The 23,488-nt window shown below is 58.3% G+C and carries 21 protein-coding genes and 2 tRNA genes; 3 read left to right on the top strand and 20 right to left on the bottom strand.

What is annotated here, in order from left to right:
* Positions 1-16: 16 nt before the first annotated feature.
* The 15 genes from KUV39_RS12125 to KUV39_RS12195 form a co-directional block, all read right to left on the bottom strand.
* A complete protein-coding gene (locus KUV39_RS12125) occupies positions 17-1,423 on the bottom strand; it encodes an alkaline phosphatase D family protein (RefSeq protein WP_336512822.1) in 1,407 nt (468 codons plus the stop codon).
* Between the two features lie 198 nt (positions 1,424-1,621).
* Positions 1,622-1,696: transfer RNA gene (locus tag KUV39_RS12130), tRNA-Phe, on the bottom strand.
* 81 nt (positions 1,697-1,777) lie between these two features.
* Positions 1,778-1,960 (bottom strand): DNA gyrase inhibitor YacG, encoded by a 183-nt coding sequence (locus KUV39_RS12135; protein ID WP_222459872.1) that lies wholly within the window; start codon positions 1,958-1,960, stop codon positions 1,778-1,780.
* Positions 1,957-2,979, bottom strand: a complete 1,023-nt coding sequence (locus KUV39_RS12140; protein ID WP_046211610.1) for a ribonuclease E/G — start codon at positions 2,977-2,979, stop codon at positions 1,957-1,959. Before KUV39_RS12140 ends, KUV39_RS12135 begins: the two co-directional genes overlap by 4 nt.
* The gene (locus KUV39_RS12145; RefSeq protein WP_046211611.1) at positions 2,976-3,557 is read right to left on the bottom strand and encodes a Maf family protein; all 582 of its coding nucleotides are present in this window, start codon (positions 3,555-3,557) and stop codon (positions 2,976-2,978) included. Before KUV39_RS12145 ends, KUV39_RS12140 begins: the two co-directional genes overlap by 4 nt.
* 178 nt (positions 3,558-3,735) lie before the next feature.
* On the bottom strand, positions 3,736-3,954 hold the full coding sequence (infA, locus tag KUV39_RS12150) for a translation initiation factor IF-1 (RefSeq protein ID WP_005978431.1): 219 nt from the start codon (positions 3,952-3,954) through the stop codon (positions 3,736-3,738).
* 84 nt (positions 3,955-4,038) lie between these two features.
* Entirely contained in the window at positions 4,039-4,917 is an 879-nt protein-coding gene (locus tag KUV39_RS12155) for a carbon-nitrogen hydrolase family protein (RefSeq protein WP_222459873.1), read from the bottom strand.
* A gap of 58 nt (positions 4,918-4,975) precedes the next feature.
* Positions 4,976-5,566 (bottom strand): GNAT family N-acetyltransferase, encoded by a 591-nt coding sequence (locus KUV39_RS12160; RefSeq protein WP_050686784.1) that lies wholly within the window; start codon positions 5,564-5,566, stop codon positions 4,976-4,978.
* Positions 5,566-5,961, bottom strand: coding sequence for a ketosteroid isomerase-related protein (locus KUV39_RS12165; RefSeq protein ID WP_222459874.1), 396 nt, complete (start codon positions 5,959-5,961; stop codon positions 5,566-5,568). The genes KUV39_RS12160 and KUV39_RS12165 overlap by 1 nt, the downstream gene beginning before the upstream one ends.
* The gene (locus KUV39_RS12170; protein WP_008560536.1) at positions 5,958-6,416 is read right to left on the bottom strand and encodes an arsenate-mycothiol transferase ArsC; all 459 of its coding nucleotides are present in this window, start codon (positions 6,414-6,416) and stop codon (positions 5,958-5,960) included. The genes KUV39_RS12165 and KUV39_RS12170 overlap by 4 nt, the downstream gene beginning before the upstream one ends.
* A 3-nt stretch (positions 6,417-6,419) precedes the next feature.
* Positions 6,420-6,899, bottom strand: coding sequence for a UPF0262 family protein (locus KUV39_RS12175; protein WP_008559312.1), 480 nt, complete (start codon positions 6,897-6,899; stop codon positions 6,420-6,422).
* A gap of 176 nt (positions 6,900-7,075) precedes the next feature.
* A complete protein-coding gene (gene hisD / locus KUV39_RS12180; RefSeq protein WP_222459875.1) occupies positions 7,076-8,377 on the bottom strand; it encodes a histidinol dehydrogenase in 1,302 nt (433 codons plus the stop codon).
* Between the two features lie 96 nt (positions 8,378-8,473).
* Positions 8,474-8,950, bottom strand: a complete 477-nt coding sequence (locus KUV39_RS12185; RefSeq protein ID WP_008559235.1) for a DUF2948 family protein — start codon at positions 8,948-8,950, stop codon at positions 8,474-8,476.
* Positions 8,950-10,218, bottom strand: coding sequence for a UDP-N-acetylglucosamine 1-carboxyvinyltransferase (gene murA / locus KUV39_RS12190; RefSeq protein ID WP_008560870.1), 1,269 nt, complete (start codon positions 10,216-10,218; stop codon positions 8,950-8,952). Before murA ends, KUV39_RS12185 begins: the two co-directional genes overlap by 1 nt.
* A gap of 7 nt (positions 10,219-10,225) precedes the next feature.
* The gene (locus KUV39_RS12195) at positions 10,226-10,390 is read right to left on the bottom strand and encodes a hypothetical protein (protein ID WP_165589500.1); all 165 of its coding nucleotides are present in this window, start codon (positions 10,388-10,390) and stop codon (positions 10,226-10,228) included.
* A gap of 85 nt (positions 10,391-10,475) precedes the next feature.
* On the opposite strand from KUV39_RS12195, the gene KUV39_RS12200 reads away from it, so the two are divergent.
* Together KUV39_RS12200 and KUV39_RS12205 are read left to right on the top strand one after the other, a co-directional pair.
* A tRNA-Thr gene (locus KUV39_RS12200) sits at positions 10,476-10,550 on the top strand.
* Positions 10,551-11,669: 1,119 nt separating this feature from the next.
* Complete coding sequence (locus KUV39_RS12205) at positions 11,670-12,290, top strand: hypothetical protein (RefSeq protein WP_008562532.1); 621 nt, start codon at positions 11,670-11,672, stop codon at positions 12,288-12,290.
* Positions 12,291-12,380: 90 nt separating this feature from the next.
* Here the strand turns inward: KUV39_RS12205 and KUV39_RS12210 are convergent, their stop codons facing one another.
* On the bottom strand, positions 12,381-14,771 hold the full coding sequence (locus KUV39_RS12210) for a DUF3131 domain-containing protein (protein WP_222459876.1): 2,391 nt from the start codon (positions 14,769-14,771) through the stop codon (positions 12,381-12,383).
* 326 nt (positions 14,772-15,097) lie between these two features.
* Between KUV39_RS12210 and KUV39_RS12215 the strand changes: the two genes are divergently transcribed.
* Positions 15,098-18,520: a trifunctional glycoside hydrolase family 18/polysaccharide deacetylase/glycosyltransferase family 2 protein gene (locus tag KUV39_RS12215; RefSeq protein WP_244998341.1), complete on the top strand. Its 3,423-nt coding sequence runs from the start codon at positions 15,098-15,100 to the stop codon at positions 18,518-18,520.
* A gap of 109 nt (positions 18,521-18,629) precedes the next feature.
* On the opposite strand, the gene KUV39_RS12220 is transcribed toward KUV39_RS12215, so the two are convergent.
* The 4 genes from KUV39_RS12220 to KUV39_RS12235 form a co-directional block, all read right to left on the bottom strand.
* Positions 18,630-19,943 carry an ABC transporter permease gene (locus KUV39_RS12220; RefSeq protein WP_222459878.1) on the bottom strand — a complete coding sequence of 438 codons (1,314 nt, stop codon included), beginning with the start codon at positions 19,941-19,943 and terminating at the stop codon, positions 18,630-18,632.
* Complete coding sequence (locus KUV39_RS12225; RefSeq protein WP_008561069.1) at positions 19,940-20,860, bottom strand: ABC transporter permease; 921 nt, start codon at positions 20,858-20,860, stop codon at positions 19,940-19,942. The genes KUV39_RS12220 and KUV39_RS12225 overlap by 4 nt, the downstream gene beginning before the upstream one ends.
* 13 nt (positions 20,861-20,873) lie before the next feature.
* The gene (locus KUV39_RS12230) at positions 20,874-21,986 is read right to left on the bottom strand and encodes an ABC transporter ATP-binding protein (protein ID WP_008561939.1); all 1,113 of its coding nucleotides are present in this window, start codon (positions 21,984-21,986) and stop codon (positions 20,874-20,876) included.
* A 147-nt stretch (positions 21,987-22,133) separates the two neighbouring features.
* Positions 22,134-23,258 (bottom strand): extracellular solute-binding protein, encoded by a 1,125-nt coding sequence (locus KUV39_RS12235; RefSeq protein WP_008561105.1) that lies wholly within the window; start codon positions 23,256-23,258, stop codon positions 22,134-22,136.
* Between the last annotated feature and the right edge of the window lie 230 nt (positions 23,259-23,488).

Consider the following 23,488-nt stretch of genomic DNA (forward strand, 5'->3'; position numbering starts at 1 on the left):
TGCTCAACGCGGCATCTTACACGGGCAACGGGGCTGTCGGGCCAGAATGCTCCAGGTCCCAGATTGCGCCCCACTCACCGTCGACCCGGCGTAGCGTCAGGGTGTTGCGCTCTGCCACGTAACGCCTTCTCTGACCCGGCAGGCGCTGCATCCGGATCGGTGCACCGCTCAGCGGGCTGTCCCCCAAGACGGCAAGCCAGCCCAGAACCCGCGCCCAGGCATTCGGGGGCGCGCGATGTGCAACACCCGAAGCGATCAGCTGATGCAGGACACGCCCCTGCCCCAAGGGCATGGTGCCGCGTGTCGCCAGATGGATCTCTCCCGACACGATGGTGATATCGGTTTGACCCAGCTCTGAGATACTGCGCAGCAATTCCAGCATCCGACGCCATTCGCTCCGGTGCGCTCTGCTTTGCCATTGATCCCGGAGATCATCCTCGTATTTCTGCATCTGCGGAATTGCCACCATCACGGCCTCCAGAATGGACAGCCGAGGTCCCAACAAGGGCACCGACGACACCACGATCAGCCGTCGCGTTGGCGTGGCATTCAGCAGGTCGTCCATCATCTCCCAGCCAATGCGTCCCATAACCTGCCTGCGTGTTCGCTCAGAGCGCAGATCAGGCGCCACGATCCTCAGATCCGGCAGGTCAATCCTCCAGCTCAGGCTCAACCCTTCCGGATCATGAAACCGCCCCGGCAGATCCCCGTCCACACAGGCATGTTGAAACAAAAGAGCGGTCTCACGCGCCACGTCAAAAAGGGTCTGGCCGATCGGAGAATAGGTCCTTGATCTGCGCAGCGATCCCCACCCGTCACAAATGTCGTGATCGTCCCATTGGCACAGGGATGGCACCGTCGCGGCAAGCGCCAGCATGTCAGGACAGCCCAGAAAGAACGAGACATAGCGCTCAAAGAACCCCCGTCTCAAATGCGCTCTCAGATCCTCAAGGCCCTCGCGGGAGGGATCCTTGGGCAGGTGGTCTGGCCAGTCCTCGCTCAGCGGGTGGCCCTGTGTGACCTCATCCGCATAGATCTGGTCTCCCCCATGCAGCAAGAGATGAAACGGGCGTACCTTATGCTCTCGCAACAGGCGGGCCCACATGACATTTCGCTCTTCCGGATCACGGTCCAGATCTCCGTGTTCCTCTCCATTGCAGGACGCGAATGCGATATTCAGATTGCCACCAAACGCTCCGGCCAGCTCATATGTCGTTCCCAGTGCACTGTAGCGGATCGTGCTTCTGGCCTCCCCCCGAAACCGCGCCCGCATCACCCGCCAGCCCGCTTCGCAAGCGAGTTCCCGAAAGGGATGCACCGCCCCATCATCGCAAATCAAAGGTGCAAGATCACCATCGTCGCGCGTCAAAACAAGAGCGCTGAGCCAGACCTGACCGTCGCGAATGTCGTCAAGAAATAGCACTGGACCCAAAACACCAACGCCCACTGACCCGCCGTTCAAATCACCCAAGCTGCCACTATCTCCCCCTGCCCGCTGCACATGCCCCCCGATCTGCCAGAACCCGGCGATTGCCCACCGCTGTGATCAGACATAGGGGCAAAAACAAAAAATGCAGCAAACCAATCGGCGCTGCATCACATTTTTTCACTCTAGGAAAAGTGGTGCCCGGGGGCGGAATCGAACCACCGACACGAGGATTTTCAATCCACTGCTCTACCCCTGAGCTACCCGGGCACGGGAAGGCTGTTTGCCTTGGGTGAGGGCCTTCTATGACGTGGGGGTGGCGGTGTCCAGAGGCTTTTTCAAAGAAATTCGCTAATGTTTGGTTTCTTGCGCTTTTTCTGCTTCTTCCAGAGCGATTTCAATGTCTTCGGGGTCGGTTCTGGGGGTGGCATAAGCGCCATTCAGCCATTTTGCGAGATCAACATCAGCGCAGCGGCGGGAACAGAAGGGGCGGTACTCCCTTCTGGTTTCTTCTCCACAGATCGGGCAGCTCATGACAGCACCTCAGACAAGGGAACCCGGCCCCGCTTGCGCTGCAATTCAAAGTGGCCAAGGTTGGTCCAGCCAACCAGCGTGGTCTCTTCGCTGTCGGTGCGGAAACTGGCGCGCAGTGCGGATTCGAAGGCGCGGCGATCCTTTTTCGGCATCGGAGCAAGATCGATCACGATCTGGCCCCCCAGCCCCCGCAGCCGCAGCGCACGGGCCAGCCCCTTGGCGCAGGCCATGTTTGCCTTTGTGCCCGCAGCGAGGGAAGTATCCGAACCGGTGTTAACGTCGACAGCCACCAGGGCACGGGTCGGTTCGATAAACAGGAACGCCCCGCCGCTCAGCGGCTCGCGAATCGTCTTCACCTGATCAAGCGTCTCCAGAACACCGTGGTGTTCAAAGCCGCCGGGTTCCCGTTCCACATCTGCAGGATCGGTCCAATCGCGCCACGCCAGCAGATGCGGAGTATCGCCTTCTGCCAGGACTTCGGGGCCTGAACCTTCGTCGTGCAGCACCTGATCCGCAAGCGCGAGCATCGCGAGAATGTCTTCCTCGATATCTTCTGCGTCGGCACCGTCACAGGCTGAACGCAGGATGAGCCCGTAGCTGCTGTCGCCCATTGTGCCGTGGGCGATTTCCAGGAGCCGATCACGTTCGTCTTCGTCGCGGATCGAGCGGGAAATATTGAGCCCCGGCGCCTCTGGTGTGACAATCGCATAGCGACTTTTGAAGAGGAGCTTTTGCGTCACAGGCAGCGCCTTGCCCGTATCGGCGTAGCCTGTCAGCTGGACCAGCAGCTCCTGACCGGGCGCCAGGCCCTTGACCTGACGCAGAAAGGCAGGGCCATCCGGTGTGGTGAGAAACATGCCCCCCTGCCCCTTTACCGGACGATCCGCCTTGGCGCGATAGATCGTGCCCGGAGTTGGCGCATCGCTGTCGATCAGAAAATCCTCAAGAACCCCATCAACAACGAGTGCGGCGGCTTCCCGGCCTTCAATATGGTCGAGAATGATCGTACGGCCTTTCATGCGGCAGTCTCCTTGTTCTGTGTCCAGCCTGCTGCGCGCAGCAATGTGGCGGTTTCGGCCAGCGGCAGGCCAACAATTCCGGTGAAAGATCCGTTGATCCACGGAATCAGTGCCCCGGCAGGCCCCTGAATGGCATAGGCCCCTGCCTTGCCCTGCCAATCGCCAGTCGCGAGATAGGCATTGAGTTCTTCATCTGACAGCCGCTTCATTTTGACAGCGCTGACAACGTCACGGGTCCAGAGGCGATCACCGCGCCGCACCGCAACAGACGTAATCACCTGATGACGGCGCCCAGACAGGGCGAGCAGAAACTCTGCCGCCTCACCAGCGTCCGCGGGTTTACCCATGATGCGGCGCCCCAGGGCGACGGTGGTATCCGCGCAAAGCACCAGGTCATCCGGCTCTGCGGCGATTGCTTCGGCCTTTTCCCGCGCAATCCGGGCACAGTACAGGCGCGGCTGCTCACCCTTCTTTGGGGTTTCGTCGATGTCCGGTGGACACACCGCATCCGGGGCAATTCCCAGCTGAGCCAGCAATTCCAGCCGACGGGGGCTGCCAGATCCCAGAATGAATGCCATTTCCGTCCCTCTCGGTCATATGGTGTTTTCTGCAAGCGTCTCAGGCACAGCGCAGGTCTGGCCTGTCTTACTGGCTCTTCCGGATCTGGGGAAGCCCAACACCACCAGAGGCAACAGATGCGCAAAACAAAAGCCCGGCGGGATGGCCGGGCTTTGATCGTATGATGGATCTCTTTGCTTACTTGAAGCGGTAGTTGATCCGTCCCTTGGTCAGATCGTAGGGTGTCATCTCGACCTGAACCTTGTCGCCAGCCAGAACGCGGATGCGGTTTTTGCGCATCTTGCCTGCCGTGTGTGCGATGATCTCATGGCCGTTTTCCAGCTCGACCCGAAACGTCGCATTGGGCAGGAGTTCCTTCACGACACCGGGAAATTCGAGCGTATCTTCCTTGGCCATGTTATCTCCATAATGATGGTTTCCCGCGAGTCTGCGGGACGTGGGCTTAAATGAGCGCTTTTTCCCTGATTTTCAAGGGCGCAATCACCGCATGGGACATATTGTGACGGTTTTCCCCGGTTCGGGGCGTTCTTGCCAATGGGTCCGGTTGCGAACGATGCCATCCCGACGCACATGGGCAATGGCCTCAAGGTCCACATCAGCATAGGTCCAGCCCGGTTCGTTCAGCTGTCCTTCAGCCAGCACACCAGTCGCCGGAAAGCCCGTATCCGGAGGCCCAAAGATGCCCCCCATGCCAGTATTCTGGTCAACTGCCTCTGACCATTCCGCTGGGCCAACGATAGAGGACATGACGGAAACGCACTGGTTTTCAAGCGCGCGCGCCATGGCTCCGATGCGCACCCGCCAATATCCAGCAAGCGCCTCCGTGCAGGAGGGGACAAGCAGGACATCGACATCAGCCAATGCTCGGCCCAGCAGCGGGAATTCACTGTCATAACAGATCAGAATGCCGATTTTTCCCAATTCAGTATCAAACACCTTGAGCGGACATCCCCCTGTCACATCCCAGGGGTCGCGCTCGAACATCGTCATGATCTGTTTGTCCTGAAAGCCCTTCTGCCCATTCGGGGCATAAAGTGTCGCGCGGTTAACAGGACGGGTGCCACCGTCAAAAACCGGTGCAGATGCACCGAGGATGTGAACGCCAAACTCAGCCGCCAGCTTCAGATGAAGTGCATCCACATCCGGCATGCGGCGGGAAACCGCGTGCAGGGACTGTTCCAGATCCCCGGCGACGTCAGCCCCGTCCAATGTCGACAGCTCCATCGCGGCATATTCCGGAAACACCAACAGTTTCGCGCCGTTGTCTGCCGCATCCTTCACCCAACGTGTGATTTTCGCCTCATAGGCGGACCAGTCATCGAACCAATCAAGAGGGTAGGCTGCAGCAGCGACTTTCATCAAAGAATCCTATGCGTTGAATGCGGGCAAATATGACAATCGGGTCGCAAACCTTGGCTTAGGTCAAGTTCCGTGACCAAAACTGCAGAGGCTTGCGGGTTTCTTCCGTATCCCCGACGTCGCGCCAGGAAAAACTGGCCACAACTCCCGGCATGGGCTGATACCCGCGCTTGCGCCAGAAATCATGCAGATCACGGTAATTCTGCGGTTTGGCCGGATGATCGTCAGGGCGCTGGACGCTACAGAATGCAGACACGGCAAAATCCAGTTCCTTCGCGTGGGCCTCGCGCAGATCGAAGAACCAATGTCCAAGCCCCTGCCCACGGTACTGGGGCAGCAGAACCGATTCAGCGCAATAAAACACGTCCTCCAACGCGAGACCTGCACCTTTGAACGCAGAAGCAAAATCCTCGGCATGATCGGCAAGGGGGGCCCCTGTCGAGGCACCAACCAGCTCATCGCCATCAAAAGCCCCAACCACCACAGAGCGTTCGCTCTCCAGATAGCTTTGCAGATAGCTCCGTTCATAGCTCAGGTCGCCATCGTAAAGATAAGGCCAGTCCCGGAATACGGCGATGCGCAAACGCGCAACATCATCAATCGCCCTAGCCAGGTCTTCGCCCCGCAGAACATCCAGCCGCAGCCCCATCAGGCAGAAACCTGCGCCGTCCAATCCGCGAGGTTGTAATAGGTGGTCACCCGCGTGATCTTGCCATCCTCCAGGTCAAAGAATGACCCAGCCGGCAAACGGTACGTCTGCTTGCGCGCCTCTGGCAGGCCTGCATCGGTTTCAAGATAGACGCCATTCACGATGTATTCGGCAGCGGCACGGGTGCCCTCTTCGTTGGCGAAGATCATCATATCGGTGAGGTTCTCATCGTAGCAGCGGCTCATGTGCGCGCAAAACTCTGCGAACAGCGCCTTGCCGACACGGATTTTGCCCTCGTTCACGTGGTGAGCCACATCATCGGACAGGCAGGCCAGCATGGCATCAGTATCTTTTGCGTTGAACGCCTCGAAGTAGCGAGAAATCGTGCTGTTCATTTTGTCTCCAACGGGTTTCCCCAGCGCTCTGTCAGGCGCTGGATGATCTGGGATCGGGTTTGCCTGTAGCTGTCTAGCTTGGCTTCTCGGGTTTCCCCCAGTCCAGTTGGGTCCATAATTGGCCAATATTCGACATCGAGATGAAAAAAACGGGTCAGTTCCAGCGCTCGACGCTGACTGGCAGGGGACAGCGCCACCACCAGATCAAAGGACGACAGATCGTCCCCCCATTGTTCCATCTCGTCAAACGACCGCGACCGATGACGGGACAGCTCCACACCGATCTCTTGGCAGACCGCGATGCAAAAGCCGTCGATCTCCATGTCGTTCTTGACGCCGACGGACTGCACATAGGTGCCTGAGCCGTAGAATTGTTTCATGATCCCCTCTGCCATAGGGGACCGGACCGCGTTGTGGTCACAGCAGAACAGGATCGACTGCGGCAACTCGCTCACGCCTTAACCTCCGAAGTGCAGAACGCAGATCAGTGTGAAGAGGCGGCGAGCGGTATCAGTATCAATCTCCGCCTTGCCCTCCAGCCGCTCCTGAAGAACCCGGCTGCCTTCGTTGTGGATCCCGCGACGGGCCATATCAATGGTCTCGATCTGGCTAGGGGGCAGCGTCTTGACCGCAGTAAAGTAGCTCTCGCAGATCTGGTAATAGTCCTTCACCACCTGCCGAAATGGGGACAGGGAAAGGTGGAATTCTGCCGCCTTGTCGCCGCTTTCGGAGGAGACGTCGAAAACCAATCGCTTATCACGGATCGCCAGCGCCAGGTGATATGGCCCATCCGGCACCGCGCGCTCGTCTCGGGCTGGCAAGGAGAAGCTGTTATCTTCGATCAAATCGAAAATGGCGACGCGGCGCTCCTGCTCAATCTCTGGCGTCGGCGGAGGCAGATTACGGTCGTCCAATTCGATTTGGCTTATGCGGCTCATGGGTCAGGTCTCTATGCGCAGGTCACATTGATACCTGAGTAGCCGAACCCTGTGACAACGGCAATGAGCAGCAGCGCGAAGTTCCCTCACGATGCGGTGCAGCCACCATCAGGACGAAAAGAAAAAGGGGCGGTGCGCAGAACGCCCCACCCCGAAGTATGCGCCGTGTCCGCCAATCACCGGTTGAGACGATCAAGCCGCGCCCGAATGGACAGCCCATGAGCTTGCAGGCTTTCGCTCTTGGCGAGGGTCTCTGCTGCCGGACCGATGGCCCGCAAAGCATCCGGCGTGATTTGGCTCAATGTGGTGCGTTTGAGGAAATCCATTACCGACAAGCCAGAGGAAAACCGCGCAGACCGGGCCGTCGGCAAAACGTGGTTCGGACCACCAATGTAGTCGCCGATTGCTTCGGGAGTGTACTGGCCAAGAAAAATCGCGCCTGCATGAATGGTCTTTTCACTCAGGGCGCGAGGATCCGCGACGCATAGCTCCAAGTGTTCGGGGGCGATGCGGTTAGACAGCTCTGCCGCCTCGTCCAGATCCTGCACTGTGATGATGGCGCCGAAATCGCGCCAGCTCGGCCCGGCGATCGCGCTGCGCTCCAGCATCTGCAGACGTGCGTCAACCGCATCGGCAACAGATCGACCGAACCCCTCATCATCGGTGATCAGGATAGATTGTGCGCTTTCGTCGTGCTCGGCCTGGCTCAGCAGGTCCAGAGCGATCCAATCCGGGTCGTTGTCCTTGTCAGCGATCACCAGAATTTCGGAGGGGCCTGCAATCATGTCGATGCCGACCTTGCCGAACACCCGGCGTTTCGCCGCCGCAACAAATGCGTTGCCGGGACCGGTGATCTTGTCGACGGGCGCAATGGTTTCGGTGCCGTAGGCCAACGCGGCGACTGCCTGCGCTCCACCAACCCGATAAACCTCGTCCACACCTGAAAGACGCGCGGCCAGCAACACCAGCGGATTGACCTGGCCATCAGGGGTTGGGACCACCATTGCCAGCCGTTCAACTCCGGCAACCTTGGCCGGGATCGCGTTCATCAGAACGGAAGACGGATAGCTCGCCAGCCCGCCCGGCACATAAAGCCCTGCCGCCGAAACAGCAGACCAACGCCAGCCCAGGGTCGCGCCGGTGTCATCCTGCCATTCATCATCCGCCGGCATCTGCCGCGCGTGGTAGGCCCGGATCCGTTCCGCCGCCAGTTCCAGCGCCGCGCGTTCATCTGCGGAGACGTTTTCGATTGCGGCATCAATCTCAGCTTCGGAGATCTGCAACCGGTCCACCGTCAGGCTCATCCGGTCGAATTTTTCGGTCAGTTCAACAAGCGCGGCATCACCGCGGGCGCGAACATCCGCGATGATGTCCGCAACGATGGCATCGACATCGGGACTGTCTTCGCGCTTTGCCCCGAGAAGGGCGGTAAAAGCCTGTTCGAAATCGGCATCAGCGGTATTGAGAAACTGTGGCATTCGGCTCTCCTTTGCGCCTGCAATATAGGGCAAGCCCCGCAGTCTCAAGCCGTATGACGTGCGATGCCCCCATGCCGCAGATGGGAGCATGAGGTGTTATGCGCCGTGGTCAGGCGCAGCCCCAGAAGGGGCCTTGTAAGGGCGTGTCACATCCCGCAACGTCACCTCAAGCGCCTCAACATGAAGGCGGATTGCCCCGTCACCTGCAAGGGTGAGCAGAACATGGCCTTCACCATCGTCGCCAGGTTCAAACGTGACCGACAGAAGGGACAGCACGAGGTCGCGATCCTTGCGATTAATCCCCTGCGAGGCAACACCCAGCACCTGATCCACCACAAGCACGCATTGCACCCGTTCATAGGGCCGACCACGCCGTTCCGCTGCGGTTTTATCCTCCCAGCGGAACCTATTGAGAAGGATGGCAAATCGCCGCTCAGACGGGCGCCAGGTGATTTCTGTCACCGGAAAAACGGCATCCTGTGCAAGCGAGGCGATGACCTGCAGGTCATCCACCTCAAAAGCACCAAGGTTCAAAGGCGCCTCGCGCCCGTCATCAAAGCGTGCGTCTGCCATCATTCCTCCTTGATGCGCTCAATCTTTGCGCCAACTGCAGACAGCTTGCGCACCACATGCTCGTAGCCGCGATCAAGGTGGTAGACACGGCTCACCTTGGTCTGCCCCTCAGCAGCAAGACCAGCAAGGATCAAGGACACCGACGCCCGCAGATCCGTCGCCATGACTGGCGCGCCTTTCAGCTTTTCAACGCCCGTTACGGTCGCATGGCCGCCATGCACTTCGATCTGAGCCCCCATGCGCACCAGTTCCGGCGCGTGCATAAAGCGATTCTCGAAGATCTTTTCTTCCAGAACCGAGGTGCCTTCCGCCGTGCACATCAGCGCCATCATCTGCGCCTGCAGGTCTGTCGGAAAACCTGGGAACGGCTCTGTAACCACATCGACTGCCTTCACCCGATTGTCACCTCGGCGCACTGTCAGGCTATTGTCGTTCTCGATGATCTCGACCCCGGCGGCTTCCAGCTTCGCACAGAAGCTCTCAAGCAGGCTGCGACGACCGCCAAGCAGCTCCACTTCACCACCACAAATCGCAGGCGCCAACATATAGGTTCCCAGTTCGATCCGGTCAGTTACCACCTGATGCGTTGCACCATGCAGTCGGTCAACGCCCTGAATGGTGATATCGGGCGAACCGTCACCTTCGATCTGCGCCCCCATCTTGCGCAGGCAATCCGCAAGATCGACGATCTCAGGCTCGCGCGCCGCGTTTTTGATGACGGTGGTCCCCTTGGCAAGCGTTGCCGCCATCATGATGTTCTCGGTTGCGCCGACCGAAGCAAAGCTCAGTTCGACAACTGCCCCTTTCAACCCGTTCGGCGCCTTGGCGTGCAGATAGCCATCTTTCAGTTCGATTTCCGCGCCCAGGGCTTCCAGCCCGTGGATATGCAGATCCATCGGTCGCGCACCAATGGCACAACCGCCCGGCAACGAGACCACGGCCTGCCCAAGCCGCGCCAGCATCGGCCCCAACACCAGGTTGGACGCACGCATTTTGCGGACGATGTCATAATCGGCAACGTGGCTGGTGAGGTTGTGGCTCGACAAGGCCAGCACCTGACCGTCCTGCAAGCTGGAGACCTCGGCGCCCAGCGATTGCAGCAGCAGCGTCATTGTTTTGATATCGCTCAGACGCGGCGCATTGGTCAGCGTCAGCGGTTCCTCACTCAGCAAGGTCGCCGGCATGAGGGTAAGGCAGGCGTTCTTGGCCCCTGCAATCGGAATTTGTCCCTTGAGGGGGCCATTCCCCGTCACCAAAATCGAATCCATCTGCTCTTTACTCCTTGGAACTGCTTGTTGCGGGGGAATCGCTGTCGTCACTGACCGCACGCGCCTTGGCCTGCGCCTTGCGGCGGGCCATATTCGCCTTCAATGCGGCCTTCAACCGGTCTTCCCGCGTCTGCGCAGACCCTTTGTTTTTTGCTGTTTTCTTCTCTGCCATAGATCTTCTGTACCGGAGAGTGAAAAAACCGTCCAGAATGCTCTTGCACCCCCGAGAGTTTCCCCCTAAAAGCCCCCTCACCGGCGCTGCTGTAGCTCAGAGGTAGAGCACTCCCTTGGTAAGGGAGAGGTCGAGAGTTCAATTCTCTCCAGCAGCACCAGTAAAAAAATCCCCAAAAATCAAAACCTAAGATCACATCTAACCCTATTTGATGTCCGGGTTGGCGGTTTTCTGCTCCTTTCGGCGTATCTACGGCCGTTTGGCGTGATACTCGGATGTAGCGGCGTGGTTCAAACACTCTGAGCGTGTAGGGATTCGGCACCGAACGGGCAATTTTCGATTCGTTTGACCAGGAAACCGCAGCAGTTCGCCACCAAGGGCGCAACTGATGTTTCCGCCTCGCAAACAAACACCCCAAAAGACGTAAAACTGTCGGCGGTAACCTGCCGTTGAATCAAATTGCTCTCATTATGAGTGATCCGAATCGCTCCATTTTAACGTGGTTTAAGATTTGTCAGCCTAACCTCTCCGCATCGCGCAGTGAGATCGCCCCCAAAAACGGGTGTTTCACTGGCAATACACCCGCAACCAGGAGGTGGGAATGACGCCGTCGAACAGTTCTTGTTCTCGCCATTGCAGGCGCGGGATTTTGCGCAATCCAGCCATAGCTTGGCCACAGGACGCTGCATCAGCGCATTGTGAAGGATACAAAAAATTAACCCACCCTCTGAACGGGGCTACGCCCGTTGGTGGCGCTGATTTCGTACAGGCATGTGCGTTGCTACATACACCCGTTCGCAAAGGCAGATGGATTCAGGCTGCGCTTTTCTTATGGGCCACGATGGCTGCCAACCGTGCCGCCTGGGCAGACATCTTTGTCTCCCTTCGCCGACGACGGCGACGATGTTCGAATATCGCACAATAAGTTTGACCAAAAAATCAAGCTCTCACGCAAAACTAAACTGACGGATTTCCGCCGATAGCTGGGTGAATTTCTGCCCAGACACGTTGCTGTGCTTTGTGTCAGGCCCCGCACATGGTGTACCCGCTTTTCCCCAATCGGAGGGGTCAGCGGCCGGAGATCCTTTTGATGGCAGGACACATGCTCCCGGGGGGCGTCCTGAACAACCGTAGATGAGAGCGATAAGACGCCTGACAGGGCCTTTTGAACCAACTGATCCGAATGCCGGTCTGCTCCGGTCCGGATCTGTCCTGTCCACGGCGCGCTGACCCGCTGTCAGCCCCCCAACCCGAGGCTGCCCTCGACAAGGAATTGAGCATGTCGAAGATCCAAAACTCACTGATCCGCAAATCCGCCATTGCTGCTGCGGCCCTGGCTATCACAGGCATCTGCGCAGGTATGTTGCCCGCTCAAAGCATCAACAACAACATGAAAGCCCAGCTGAAACGCTATGTGAAGCAAGGCACGGAAGTCCGTTTCGAAGGCTACCTGACCGGCTACAGTTACTGGGACAACACACCACCGGGAAGCGCAGCAATCGCCCGCCCCGTTCTGCGCCAACAGGCCGGCGGCACCGGAACATACAACGATCCGATCACAATCGCCGTGGGCCATGCGATCCGCGGCGGTCGCCAAACGCTGGATTTCCCCCCCGGCACCCGTTTTTACATTGAACGGCTGCGCAAATACGCCATCGTCGAAGATGTCTGCGGGGATGGATATCAGCCCCAAAACGGCCCCTGCTACACAGGCAAGAACGGGCGGCCCTGGCTCGACATCTATATCGGCGGCAAAAACAGCAGCGTTCGCGAAACCGAGCAGTGCATGTATCGGCTTACCGGAATGCAGCCCATCCGAATGAACCCACGTCGAGGTTATCCTGTTACCCGTGGCGAGATTTCTGAAAGCGGCTGTCAGGTATTTGGTCCCGTCGGCTAATCACACCGGCCACCGGACCCCATGATATCATGTAGCACAGCCCAGCCCGCCCTTGCGGGTTGGGCACATATTCTGACAGTGTTCGGGGCGTCACGACCGGCGTTTGATATGGGCGAGAGCCTGCAAAACGATGCCATTTGTGTTCAGGTCAGCATGGTTTTGCATCTGACCATAGCCATCCAGAAACAGCCCGCTGCTCATTCCGAACCCCTCTATGCGGGCACGGTTTTGCGCCAGCTGAAGCATCTGTCTGGTGTAGGCACAGGGGCGCACAGCATACCAGAGATATGCCGCCTTAGTTGAATAGATGCCAAACTCACTGCTCTCGACCGGGTCGAAAAACACCTCACGACCCCGGCGATAGCTGACATTCCAGCGGGTCGCATGCCCCAGATCGAAGCCCTGGTAGACAAACCAGGGGGCCGTATCGATCGGAGTTTCTGACGGGGCGAGGATTTGGCCTGTTTCGTCAAAATGGTACTTCATCGCGCCCAAGAAAACGTCACTCAAAACAGAGCATTCTGCAGAGGGCCCCAACTCGACATATTCAAGCAGCAACGGTTCTGTTGGTAAAATACCGATCTGATCCACCGCATACAGCAGACTGACGGTTCGATCCGCAAGCGTTTCGCCCACAAAGGCCTCTCGATAAGGCGAACGCATCTCGGCATAGCCAAGCATTGGCAGCACCCGCGCCAAGTAGTGGGCGCAATGCGACAGGTAGGAAGACTGTGTTCGGGTCTGCAAGATGTTGATCAGGGCGCCATCCTGAATGAGGCCGCCAACCTTCCATTTCCCGATCAACTGGCTTGCCGCCTCGGCCAGGTCAGGGCGTTGCGCGGCACGCGTGACCGCACTGCTGAGGCGCCCAAAGTCGCATGCATCAAACCCGTCCCGTTCAATCGAGACATCCCGCACATTGATCAGCGTCGGGGGATAGGCATGGTCTCCGTCCTGGATAACCGGCAAGCTGCGCATGATTTTGCGGATACGGGCATAGGCTTCACGTTCTGGTACAAGTCCCAGGTCAGCCGCAGCCAAAAGCCCCAGTATCAGGCTGCCCACATCCCACATTGTGATTTCGGCATTGTTGAACGACTTGCCGTTGATCTGCTTGCGCACAGTGAGCGCGAGCCCAGTGGCCGACATCTCTGCCTGCTCAAGATACGAATAGGCCAGTTCCGCATCTGCCATCAGCCCGTCATCAAAACGCACCTTTTCTGCAGCAAGCGTCGGCTGGCTGAGCGTCTGACGCGCCTGCAGAAACAACTCATGGGCCGGATCCACGATTGTCACGGGATAGTTCAGGCAAATCCCGTTTGATGGCGGCACCTTTGAAGCGACTTTGCCCGCCGCTTCGGCCCGGTGCAGAAACACGGCGTCCGGGTGGCGGATGTCCCCCCGTTGCGGGGCAACCTCGTCCGCCAGAAAAAGCGGCCCCTCAACCGGCACGCCATCGGGCGCAATGCCCGGCGCCCCCAACCGATGGGTTTCGCCATCCCGCGTCCGGACCCAGAGCGCGCCATCCGTTCCGGTGCCGCCCCCGCTGACGAGGGTGACGCAGTCCACATCAAGAAGAGCCCGCGCCTGCCCAAGCATTCGGTCATAAGACGCTCGATCATCCGGCACCTCAGGCAAAAGGACGAAATGGCGGGAATGATTGGGCAGGAAGGCACAACAACGTTTGTAAATCTCCCGCGGCAACACTGACAGCAGATAGCTGGACAACCGCGCCCGGTTGACCGATGCGGCAACCCGCTGGCCGATTTCGTAGGCCCGGGCCGGATTGATCGGCAGCTCCTGGACATTGATCGCCAAGGCCGTGCCGTCCCCTAGCCTGTCAAACAGTGCCGGCGTCATCTGCTGAACCGCATCCGCCAGATCCAGCCGCGCCTTGAGCGGAACCATCAAGACCGCTGCAGGCCCCAGCAGCGCCTCCTGTTCGGGGCTATCGACAGCGTCGTAAATTACAGTCGTGCAGCCACCAGTGCGCAGCCCGTCCTGTCGCAGGTCGGCATCCAATAGACCGGTTGAGACGGTCGAAAAATGTGCTGTCTGTGTTGCTTCGCTCAGGGCTCCGGGCAGCAATTGGTTGATCTGATTGCGAACCCGCCACAAGTGCCGCGCCTTGAAATACCCTGTCTGACCCAGCAAGCCGGGCATGGCCGGGACAATCTCGACAAAGGTCCTGTTTCGCGCCGACGTTTCATTCAACATCGCCAAAGTCGGGTGCAATGCGTCCGGCGTGTGTTTCGCAAAGGCCTCGAAATCCACCTCGACTGAGACGGCAACCCCTTGGGACAAAAAGGCAAAAATCAACGAGCCAAGCGCATTTTCTGGCAGCGAGGGATGCACACCGGTCAGCAGCACGGAAAAGGCCCGGATCCCCTCCACGCGCGACGTCTGAGCCAACGACGGATATGCCGCGCTCATCAGGCCAGAGGTAGCCAAACCCAGAAATTCACGACGTTTCAACGGCATCGACCCTGTCCAATGTTCCGGTTCCGGCTGGTGTTAACCTAAACTCTCAACAAACCGGTGCCCACCTTGAAATACCCTTAAGGTTTTGTTAAAAACTTAACGAGTGACGGCGGAATCGAAAAGTTCTGACCTCACTTGATGGCGAAAATCGCCTGCCCCCCAACTGTGAACGACTGATTACCACGTTTTTTTCAACGGGTTGGCAAGTGATGACTACGACGATCAAAAACCGGCCGGCGCCAGGGCCCACCAAACGCAGTGCAAAGCGCGCAGCGCCCAAACCGCGTCGTTTCAAGACATTCCCGACTGAGATTCTCCCGGCGGAGATGTCAAACTCCACGGATCCGCAGCGGCAGATCTTTAAAGCAGATGGTCCTGCCCGTCCTCTGCTGGCTGTGTTGATCTTTGTTCTGCTGGTTGCTCTCGCGCTCGCGATGATCTTCGCCGTCACCAAGAATGTGATTACCGAGTTCAACTTTGCGCGCACGCTGTTTCAGGAAAGTCCTGCAAAAACAGTCGCCTCGCAGGACTTGCGCCGTTTCCTGCCGCAAAACGACAGCCTGCATGGCGACAGTGGTCACGACCATCTGGGTCACAATCAGCTTCACCAACACGCCACCACACCGACCGAAATGGCGGCGGCATGCACTGGTGATGGAATGGCTGCACGCACCGCCAGCGGCAACCCCTCGCAGGTCTACGCCTTTGTCGCGGCCAACCTTGAGGATGTGTCAAACGCGATCAGCCGTACCTGCGACACCATCAACACCTATGTTCCCGAATGGCTGATGCTGAGCGATAACGGCATCGATTGGCTGCAGTCGGGCCACACAGGTGAGAGCGTTCCGTACATTGTGCGCAACAACCCCTTTGGTGGCCATCCGATCCAGCCGTTGATCCACGTGCAAGCGGACGTCCTGGAAGGGCAGAACCCGGACCTATGGGCCAAGACGGCAGATCTGGCTGTGACCGAAGGTTGGTCCGGCCTTTGCTTTGATGTGCGTCGGCTCGAAGTCGAAAACCTACGCAAGGCGCTGGGAGAGATCGAAGGCGTGCAGGCCAGCTTTACCCAAAAGGGATTGGAAAACTGCGTCGTCGTCGCCCCGGACCAGATCGAAGCCTTGGCATATAGCGCGGAACTGCCAGACCGCGTGATCCTTCCCATTGTTCAAAACAGCTTCCGTCTCAGCATTTATGAGGAATCCCCCGCGCCACTGGACTGGTTCGAAGAAACGCTGGTGCGTGCACAGGATATCATCCCCTCCGAAAAGCTGGTTGTTGGCCTTGCATCCGGTGGCGTTCACTGGAGCACGGCAGAACCGGTGCCGGAGTTCATCAGCTATGCAGACGCCATGTCTCAGGCTGATCAATACCGCGCCTTCGCCGGCTACTCGCCAGAAAAAGGACACGGGCTGATCTCCTATATGGACAGCGCGGGTGAGCGGAACATGATCTGGTATCTTGATGCGGTCAGCCACTACAGCCAACTGTTGTCTGTGTCCGAAGCCAACATCGATGGTGTCGCCATCTGGGGCCTTGGGCAGGAAGACCCGTCCATCTGGCCGCTGCTCTCGAATGCAGACATCCTGTCTGAGGACGCCTTTGCATCGCTGAAGGAAATCGACCTCGGCAGCTTTGTCTCCTACCGCGGTGAAGGCGCGTTTATCCGGTTCGACCAGACAGAGGTTCCGGGGCGTCGCACCGTCAGCCGCGACCCTGAAACCCTGCGCGTGACAGAGGCGATTACCGATCCGTTGCCGACCCCGGTGATTGGCCAGCGCTACGGCGCCCTTCCGGACAAAAGCATTCTGCTGACCTTTGACGATGGCCCCACCAAAGAGCACACCCAGGACGTTCTGGATATCCTGGCGGATGCAGAGGTTCCTGCCACCTTCTTCATGATCGGCAACCAGATGTTCGAGCATAAGTCGGTCGTGAATGCGATGGCACAGAACGACTATGACTTTGGCCTGCACACCTTTTCCCACCCTCAGCTGGATCGGTCATCACCGAACCGGGTTCAGGTGGAGCTGGCCTTGCAGTCGCGGATGTTTTCCTGGCTCACCGGTAAGACCCCTGTTGTTTTTCGCGCGCCATACATGCGTGGTCCCGGCCCGCTTGAGGGAGAGATGGCCCGCCGCCTGAAGGCCGTTATCGATCAGCGTTACCATCTTCTGGGCGCCGACATCGTGCCGCCGGATTGGCGTGACCTCAGCCCTCGGGAGCTGGTCGACTACACAATCGAACAGCTGGACGGTTCCGGTCAGGTCTTGCTTTTGCATGATGGCGGCGGTGAACGCAGCAACACTGTCGCTGCTCTGGCACTGCTCATTCCGGAGTTGAAGGCGCGCGGCTACGAGTTCATTTCTCTGAAAGAGGCAATGGCAAGCTTTGGCACACCCTACGAAACCCGCCAGGTCAGCCAACTGGAATCTTTTGAATCCCTTGCCTTCAGCGGCGTTGGCAGTGGCGCAACCTGGGTTTCCTACATCGTCCCGCTTGCCGTGTTTCTGGGGGTATTGCGGGCGCTGACGCTGTTCGTGCTGGCGATCCGCTCAAAACGCCTGTCCCGTTCGGATCTCCGCCATCGCACCGGTGATTTCACCGCACCGGTGACCGTGGTCATTCCCGCCTATAACGAAGAGAAAAGCATCCTCAAGACCATCTACAGCGTCCTTGATTCCGATTATCCGAACCTGTCGGTTCTGGTTGTCGATGACGGTTCGACCGATGCAACCTATGACTTGGTTTCAAAGACTTATCTGAACAATCCAAAGGTTCAGATCCTGCGCCAGCCAAACGGCGGCAAGTGGAAGGCCGCAAACCTCGCCTTTGCCCATGTCACCACCGACTATGTTGTGGCCATTGATGCGGATACAATCGTCGCGCCTGACGCAATCCGCCGCCTGATGCAGCCGCTTCGCAACCCAAAGGTCGGGGCCGTGGCCGGAAAAATCATGGTTGGCAACTCCAACAACCTGCTGACCAAACTGGAAAAGCTGGAATACACCGTCGCCCAGAACATCGATCGTCGCGCCTATGAGACGATCAACGCTATCATGGTGGTCCCCGGTGCTTTTGGAGCCTGGCGGACCGCTGCCGTTCGTGAATGCGGCTATTACTCCAGCCAGACCTTGGCGGAGGACACGGATCTTACCATCTCGCTGCTGGAGGCTGGCTATGTCGTGCGGGCCGCTGAAAAAGCCTATGCCTACACAGAGGCACCCGCATCTGTTGGCACGCTGATGAAACAGCGCATGCGCTGGTCCATCGGCATCCTGCAATCAGCCTGGAAACACCGTGCGACGATCCGCAAGGGCCATGCCATCGGGCTTGTCGGGCTGACGGATCTGGTGCTGTTTGGTGTGATCATGCCGCTGCTTGGCCCGATCATCGATCTGTTGCTTGTTCTGATGCTGGCGCGCTTCATCACCAGCTTTGACGGCACCAGTTTTGATGCCTTTACCGCACGGGACTATATCATTCTGTCAATTTTCCTCGCTTTGCCGCTGCTGGAAATGATCATGGCTGATTATGCGGTTCGCTCCGAACCCTCCACGCCTCGCCGAATGGTGTTCCTGCTGCTGCTCAACCGGCTGATCTATCGCCAGTTGCTGATCATCAATGTCTACCGTTCGCTGTGGCGGATTTTGACAGGTCGGTTGACCGGCTGGCATAAACTGCGGCGGTTTGGGACTGTGCAGGCCCCCGTTCGCCAGACCGTGGCAGCAAGGGTCAGCATGGGCTGACTGCCAGCCTCCCGATCAGGAAACGAAAAACCCCCTGCCCGGATTTCTCTGGGCAGGGGGTTCGTGATTTGAAAGGCAGGACAGTTTTGACTGCCCTACCTTTGTCGCTTTAGTTGCCGTCCGAGCCGCCCCCGGACAGGGCATTGGGGTCAAATGCACCACCAAAAGCAGAGCTGCCGCCACCGGAACTGGGTGCGCTGCTCTGGTCATCGGTCTCTTCTGAATCTGATGACCCACCACCAAGGGCATTGGGATCAAACACATTGCCGAAGCCAGAGTTGTTGCCACCAGTGGCAGGCGCGGTTGATGTCCCGCCCGTGGCAGCATCGCCTTTTTCCGCCTCTTCAGCAGCCCGACGCGCTGCTTCTTCTGCGCGGCGTTGGCGCAGTTCCTGAATGCGCGCCTCAGTCTCAAGCCGCTTTTGCTCGCGGATATCCGCAATACACTGTTGCGGGCTGTAGACTGTTGCGGTTCCGACCGTTGCAATGGTCAGACAGGCGACAACAACCAGGGCAACCGCAGCCCAGTTCGAGCTGAAGAAATTCGGCAACCGCAGCCGGCCACTTTCCAGTTCTTCGACAGTGGCATCCTTGCGCGCAGCTGCGACCAGCTCCTTGCGACGAATGTTCGCCTCGTTTGCAAGCGCGGCAAACACCGTCAACACCACGATGATAAAGGCCAGAGCCGAAATCGCAGGCGTGATGCCATAGCGAACCTTCTGGGCCAGTTCGATTGTCAGTGTCGGGTATTCCCCGAAGGTGAAGGTGGTGGTGTTGTAGTTCTCAAAGCTCGCCAGGAAGGCCAGCACCGCCGCAGAGGCAATTGCCGGTTTCATGAACGGCAGCAGAACCTTGCGGAATGCCTGCGCGTGGGTTGCGCCCAGATCCAGTGCCGCCTCTGTCAGCGCGATGTCATAGCGCTGCAAACGCGCGACCAGAACAAGCATGCAGTAGCTGGCAATAAAGGTGGACTGGCCAATGATGGTCAGGAACAAGCCATTGGACAGGAAACTATCCGCCCCCAGCCCCAACATCCGGTTGATCCGGTCCCAGAACACAAGGGTCGAGATACCAAGCACGACGCCAGGAATGAGAATCGGCGCAATGATGATCGTGTAGTAGGTTGCGCGCAGTTTCGGCCAGATCTGAGTGAGCATCAGCGCTCCGGCCAGCCCCATCGCAACAGACAGAACCACCGTGCCTGCACCGACCAGAATGGAATTCCAGATCCCGTTCAGAATGCGTTCATCCTGAAACAGGGCAGAGAACCATTCAAAGGTCAGGCATTCCCAAGGCGACGCCCGCGGAAACTCTGGCGAGTTGAAAGCGGTGACCGACATGATCACCAACGGCCCCAACAGATAGGCGAAGAAAATCGCCAGATAGAACCATACGCTCAAGCGAAGGAAGGAGAAGCTCTTCATTTGCCGATGTCTCCCATATTCACCTTAAACAGGCGCATGATTGCCAGAACAAGCAGGATACAGGTGACCAGCAGAACCACTGCATAGGCGGCCCCCTGCGGCCAATCGGAGTTGTCATTGAACTGCTGATAAATCAGCTGTGTGAACCACAGGGACGACGGCCCGCCCAGGATCTGTGGTGCGGCCAATGCGCCGGCCGACAGCATGAACACCATGGTGCACCCCGACGAAATACCCGGCTTGGCATAGGGGATCACCACGCGGCGGTGGATCATCGGCCAGCTGGCCCCCATATCGCGCGCCGCTTCGATCTGGTTGCGGTCGAGGCTCTCGATCACATTGTAGATCGGGAAGATCATGAGAAGGATGTAGGCGTACCCCAGACCCGCATAAAGCGCGATGTCATTGCGGATAAAGTCAAACGGCGTGTCAAACAGCCCCATCCCGACCAGCAGATTGTTCAAAACCCCCGTTTCGCCAAAGATGATGCGCAAAGCAAAGGCGCGCAGGATCTCGTTGATCCAATAGGGAATGATCAGCATCAGCGCAAAGATACGGATGTGATTGCCCTTGGTCTGGGCCAGGTAATAGGCGATCGGGTAGCACAGGATCAGGTTGAAAACAGTCACACAGACCGCAGCCACCAGCGTTCGAAAGAAAACCCGAAGATCGACAGCGTTATAATCCTGACTGCCGCCTTCCGGACCGTAGATCAGGTATTTGTAGTTCTCCAGCGTGTAGACATCCTTGGGCCCGCCAATTTCCGGCGGCGGCAGGTTGGGCCGGAACGAAAAGTCCAGCATCGACAGCTGTGGCAGAATGATCAGGCCAATCGTCCAGAACAGGACAAGACCCAGCATCACACTGCCCATGCCGACGCCGTTCCGTTTGAAGAATTCCTTCAGGAAACTAGGCATGGTTCGGCCCCTCTCATTCCGCAGCCAGTTCACCAGCAGGCACGACAACCGCATTTTGCGTCTCGTATTCCAGCGTGATGTTCTGGCCTGTGTGATCCTCGAACGACTGACCGAGGTTGGGGATGGAGACCTTGAGCTCCTTACCGCCTTCGCCTTCCATGAAGATGTTGAAGACATTGCCCTCGAATTCTTCGTGGTTGACCTTGGCAGTGACGAAATGATCACCCGTGGCGCCTTGCGGCGCGAGAGAGAAGGCCTCGGGGCGGATGAACATCATCGCATCATCGCCCACTTTCAGCTTTCCGCGGTTGGCCGAGGAGATCCGCGCCACCAGATCACCGGATCGATTGGTCCGGATCATGGCCTCGTCGCCCATGACCTGCTGCACCTTGCCCCGGAAAACATTGTTTTCCCCAACAAAAGACGCTGCAAAGGCGGTTGCAGGGTCGTTGTAGATGGTTTTGCCATCCGCAATCTGGTCAATCACACCTGCCTTCATCACCGCGATGTTGTCGGACATGGTCAGCGCCTCGCCCTGATCGTGGGTGATGTAGATGAAGGTAATGCCAACCCGCTGCTGGATCTCGCGCAGTTCGGTGCGCATGTGCTGACGCAACTTGAGATCCAGCGCCGACAGCGGCTCATCCAGCAACAAGACGTCCGGCTCCGCACAGAGCGCGCGGGCGATGGCAACCCGCTGGCGTTGACCACCCGACAGTTCGGAGGGCAGCTTGTCGCCCTGCCCCGGCAGCGCGATCATGTCCAGAAGTTCGTCCGCACGCTTGCGACGTTCCTTGGCAGAGGCCCCCTTGATCTCCATGGAAAAGGTGATGTTCTCCCAGATTTTCATCAGCGGGAAGAGGGCGAGGTTCTGAAAGATCAGCGCCGTCGGGCGCTTGTTCGGCCCAATCCCGCGCATGTTGTTTCCGCCGATCAGGACATTGCCCTCGCTCGGCTCCAGAAACCCCGAAACGGCCCGCAGAATTGTCGTCTTGCCGCAGCCGGACGGGCCCAGAAACGAAAAGAAATCGCCCCCGTTGATTTTGACATTCGCGTCGCGCACCGCGACGAAATCTCCAAAGCGGATCCAGAGGTTCTCAAGATCTACGCCAACCCCAGCACTCATTTGGCTTCTCCTTCGGTGCACAGACACATCCGGTGGAAACCCACCGGTCGACGCCACCTGCATCCGATTGATAATATGTTGAAATTACGCCTGCGGCGTGTGGCTGGCCCCCACCACAGCGGGGGCCAGTTCTGCACGCTGATCAGATCAGGCGCTCTTGAACTTGTTGACGAACTCGGTCCGCACGTCCGCATACCACGGGGCTTCCGCCGGCCAGGGGTTCAGGTTGGCAAGGCTGTCACCAGGATAGGCTTCGGCAAAGTTCTTTTTGTAGACATCACCAGAGAAGCTGTCTGCCTCCAGAACCGGAGAGTTGTAGCCGTGGCTGTCGATGGCTTTGCCTGCCGGCTCTTTTTCGTAGGCATAGTCGATGAAGGCGTAGACCTGCTCTTCGTTCTGGGCACCAACCGGCATCGACATACCGTCAACCCACGCCATCGCGCCTTCAACCGGGGCCTGATAGTGCACGGGCTCGCCTGCGGATTTCAGCGCCAGCGGCGGACCATCCCAGGTCTGACCCACAACAACACCCTCGTTCAGCAGTCCGTTCTTCTGGGTGTCTGCATCGTTCCAGATCAGCTTGATGCGGTTCTTACGCTCAATGCACCAGTCGGCGATCTGACCCCAGACCTTGCGCATGGTGTCTTCGTCGTTGTAGGCCGCCCAAACCGAACCCGGCTCCATTTCGCCAGAGGCTTCCATGTAAAGACCTGCACCCAACATCATCGAATGGGCTCGGCCCATTGTCTTGCCTGCGTTTTCCTCGGACCAGACATCGCCATAAGACGGCGCATCACCCGCGGGCAGCCATTTGTCGGTCCGATAGGCAATGCCTTCGGTGCCCCAGATGTGCGGCAGCCAGTGCACACCCGCACCGTCAAAGTTCCACGCATCGGTGCCGATCTTTGCCATTGCGGGGTTCACCGCATCGACATTGACCTTATTCATGTCAAACGGCTTCAAAAGCTCCAGCGGCCCCCACTGCAGCGAGCGGTTGTTGGTCGGGGACACGATGTCAAAGCCCTGACCTTTCGTGGCCTTCATTTTGTTGATGATTTCTTCGTTCGAACCGATACCGGTGTAATTCACCTTGATGCCGGTCTTGGCCTCGAACCCGGAAATGAATTCCGGCGGCAGATAGTCCGACCACATCAGGATGTTGATCTCGCCAGAGGAGGCCAGTGCGCTCTTGGAGTAGAGCGGCGCCGCCAGAGCTGCCGCGCCTGCCCCTTTCAGGATGGAGCGGCGGGTTACTGTGGACTTTGCAGTCATCTTGTCTTTCTCCCTATGGATCTGTTGGTCTTGGTTTTGTTTTTGTTTTTTGGTGGGGAAACTGTGCGAAACACACACCCATCCCTACAGAGACAGATTCAGATTTTGATAAGGCCAGAACGCACTACGGATGCGACTCGATGTGGCCAGTTTGGGACGTTTTGCGCGCAAAACGCGCAAATTCCCTTATTTTGAGGGCGGTGGTTCGCCTGTGAGATCGTCTCTCACTC

It is taken from the genome of Phaeobacter italicus, assembly GCF_019801785.1.
Classification (GTDB): Bacteria; Pseudomonadota; Alphaproteobacteria; order Rhodobacterales; family Rhodobacteraceae; genus Phaeobacter; species Phaeobacter italicus.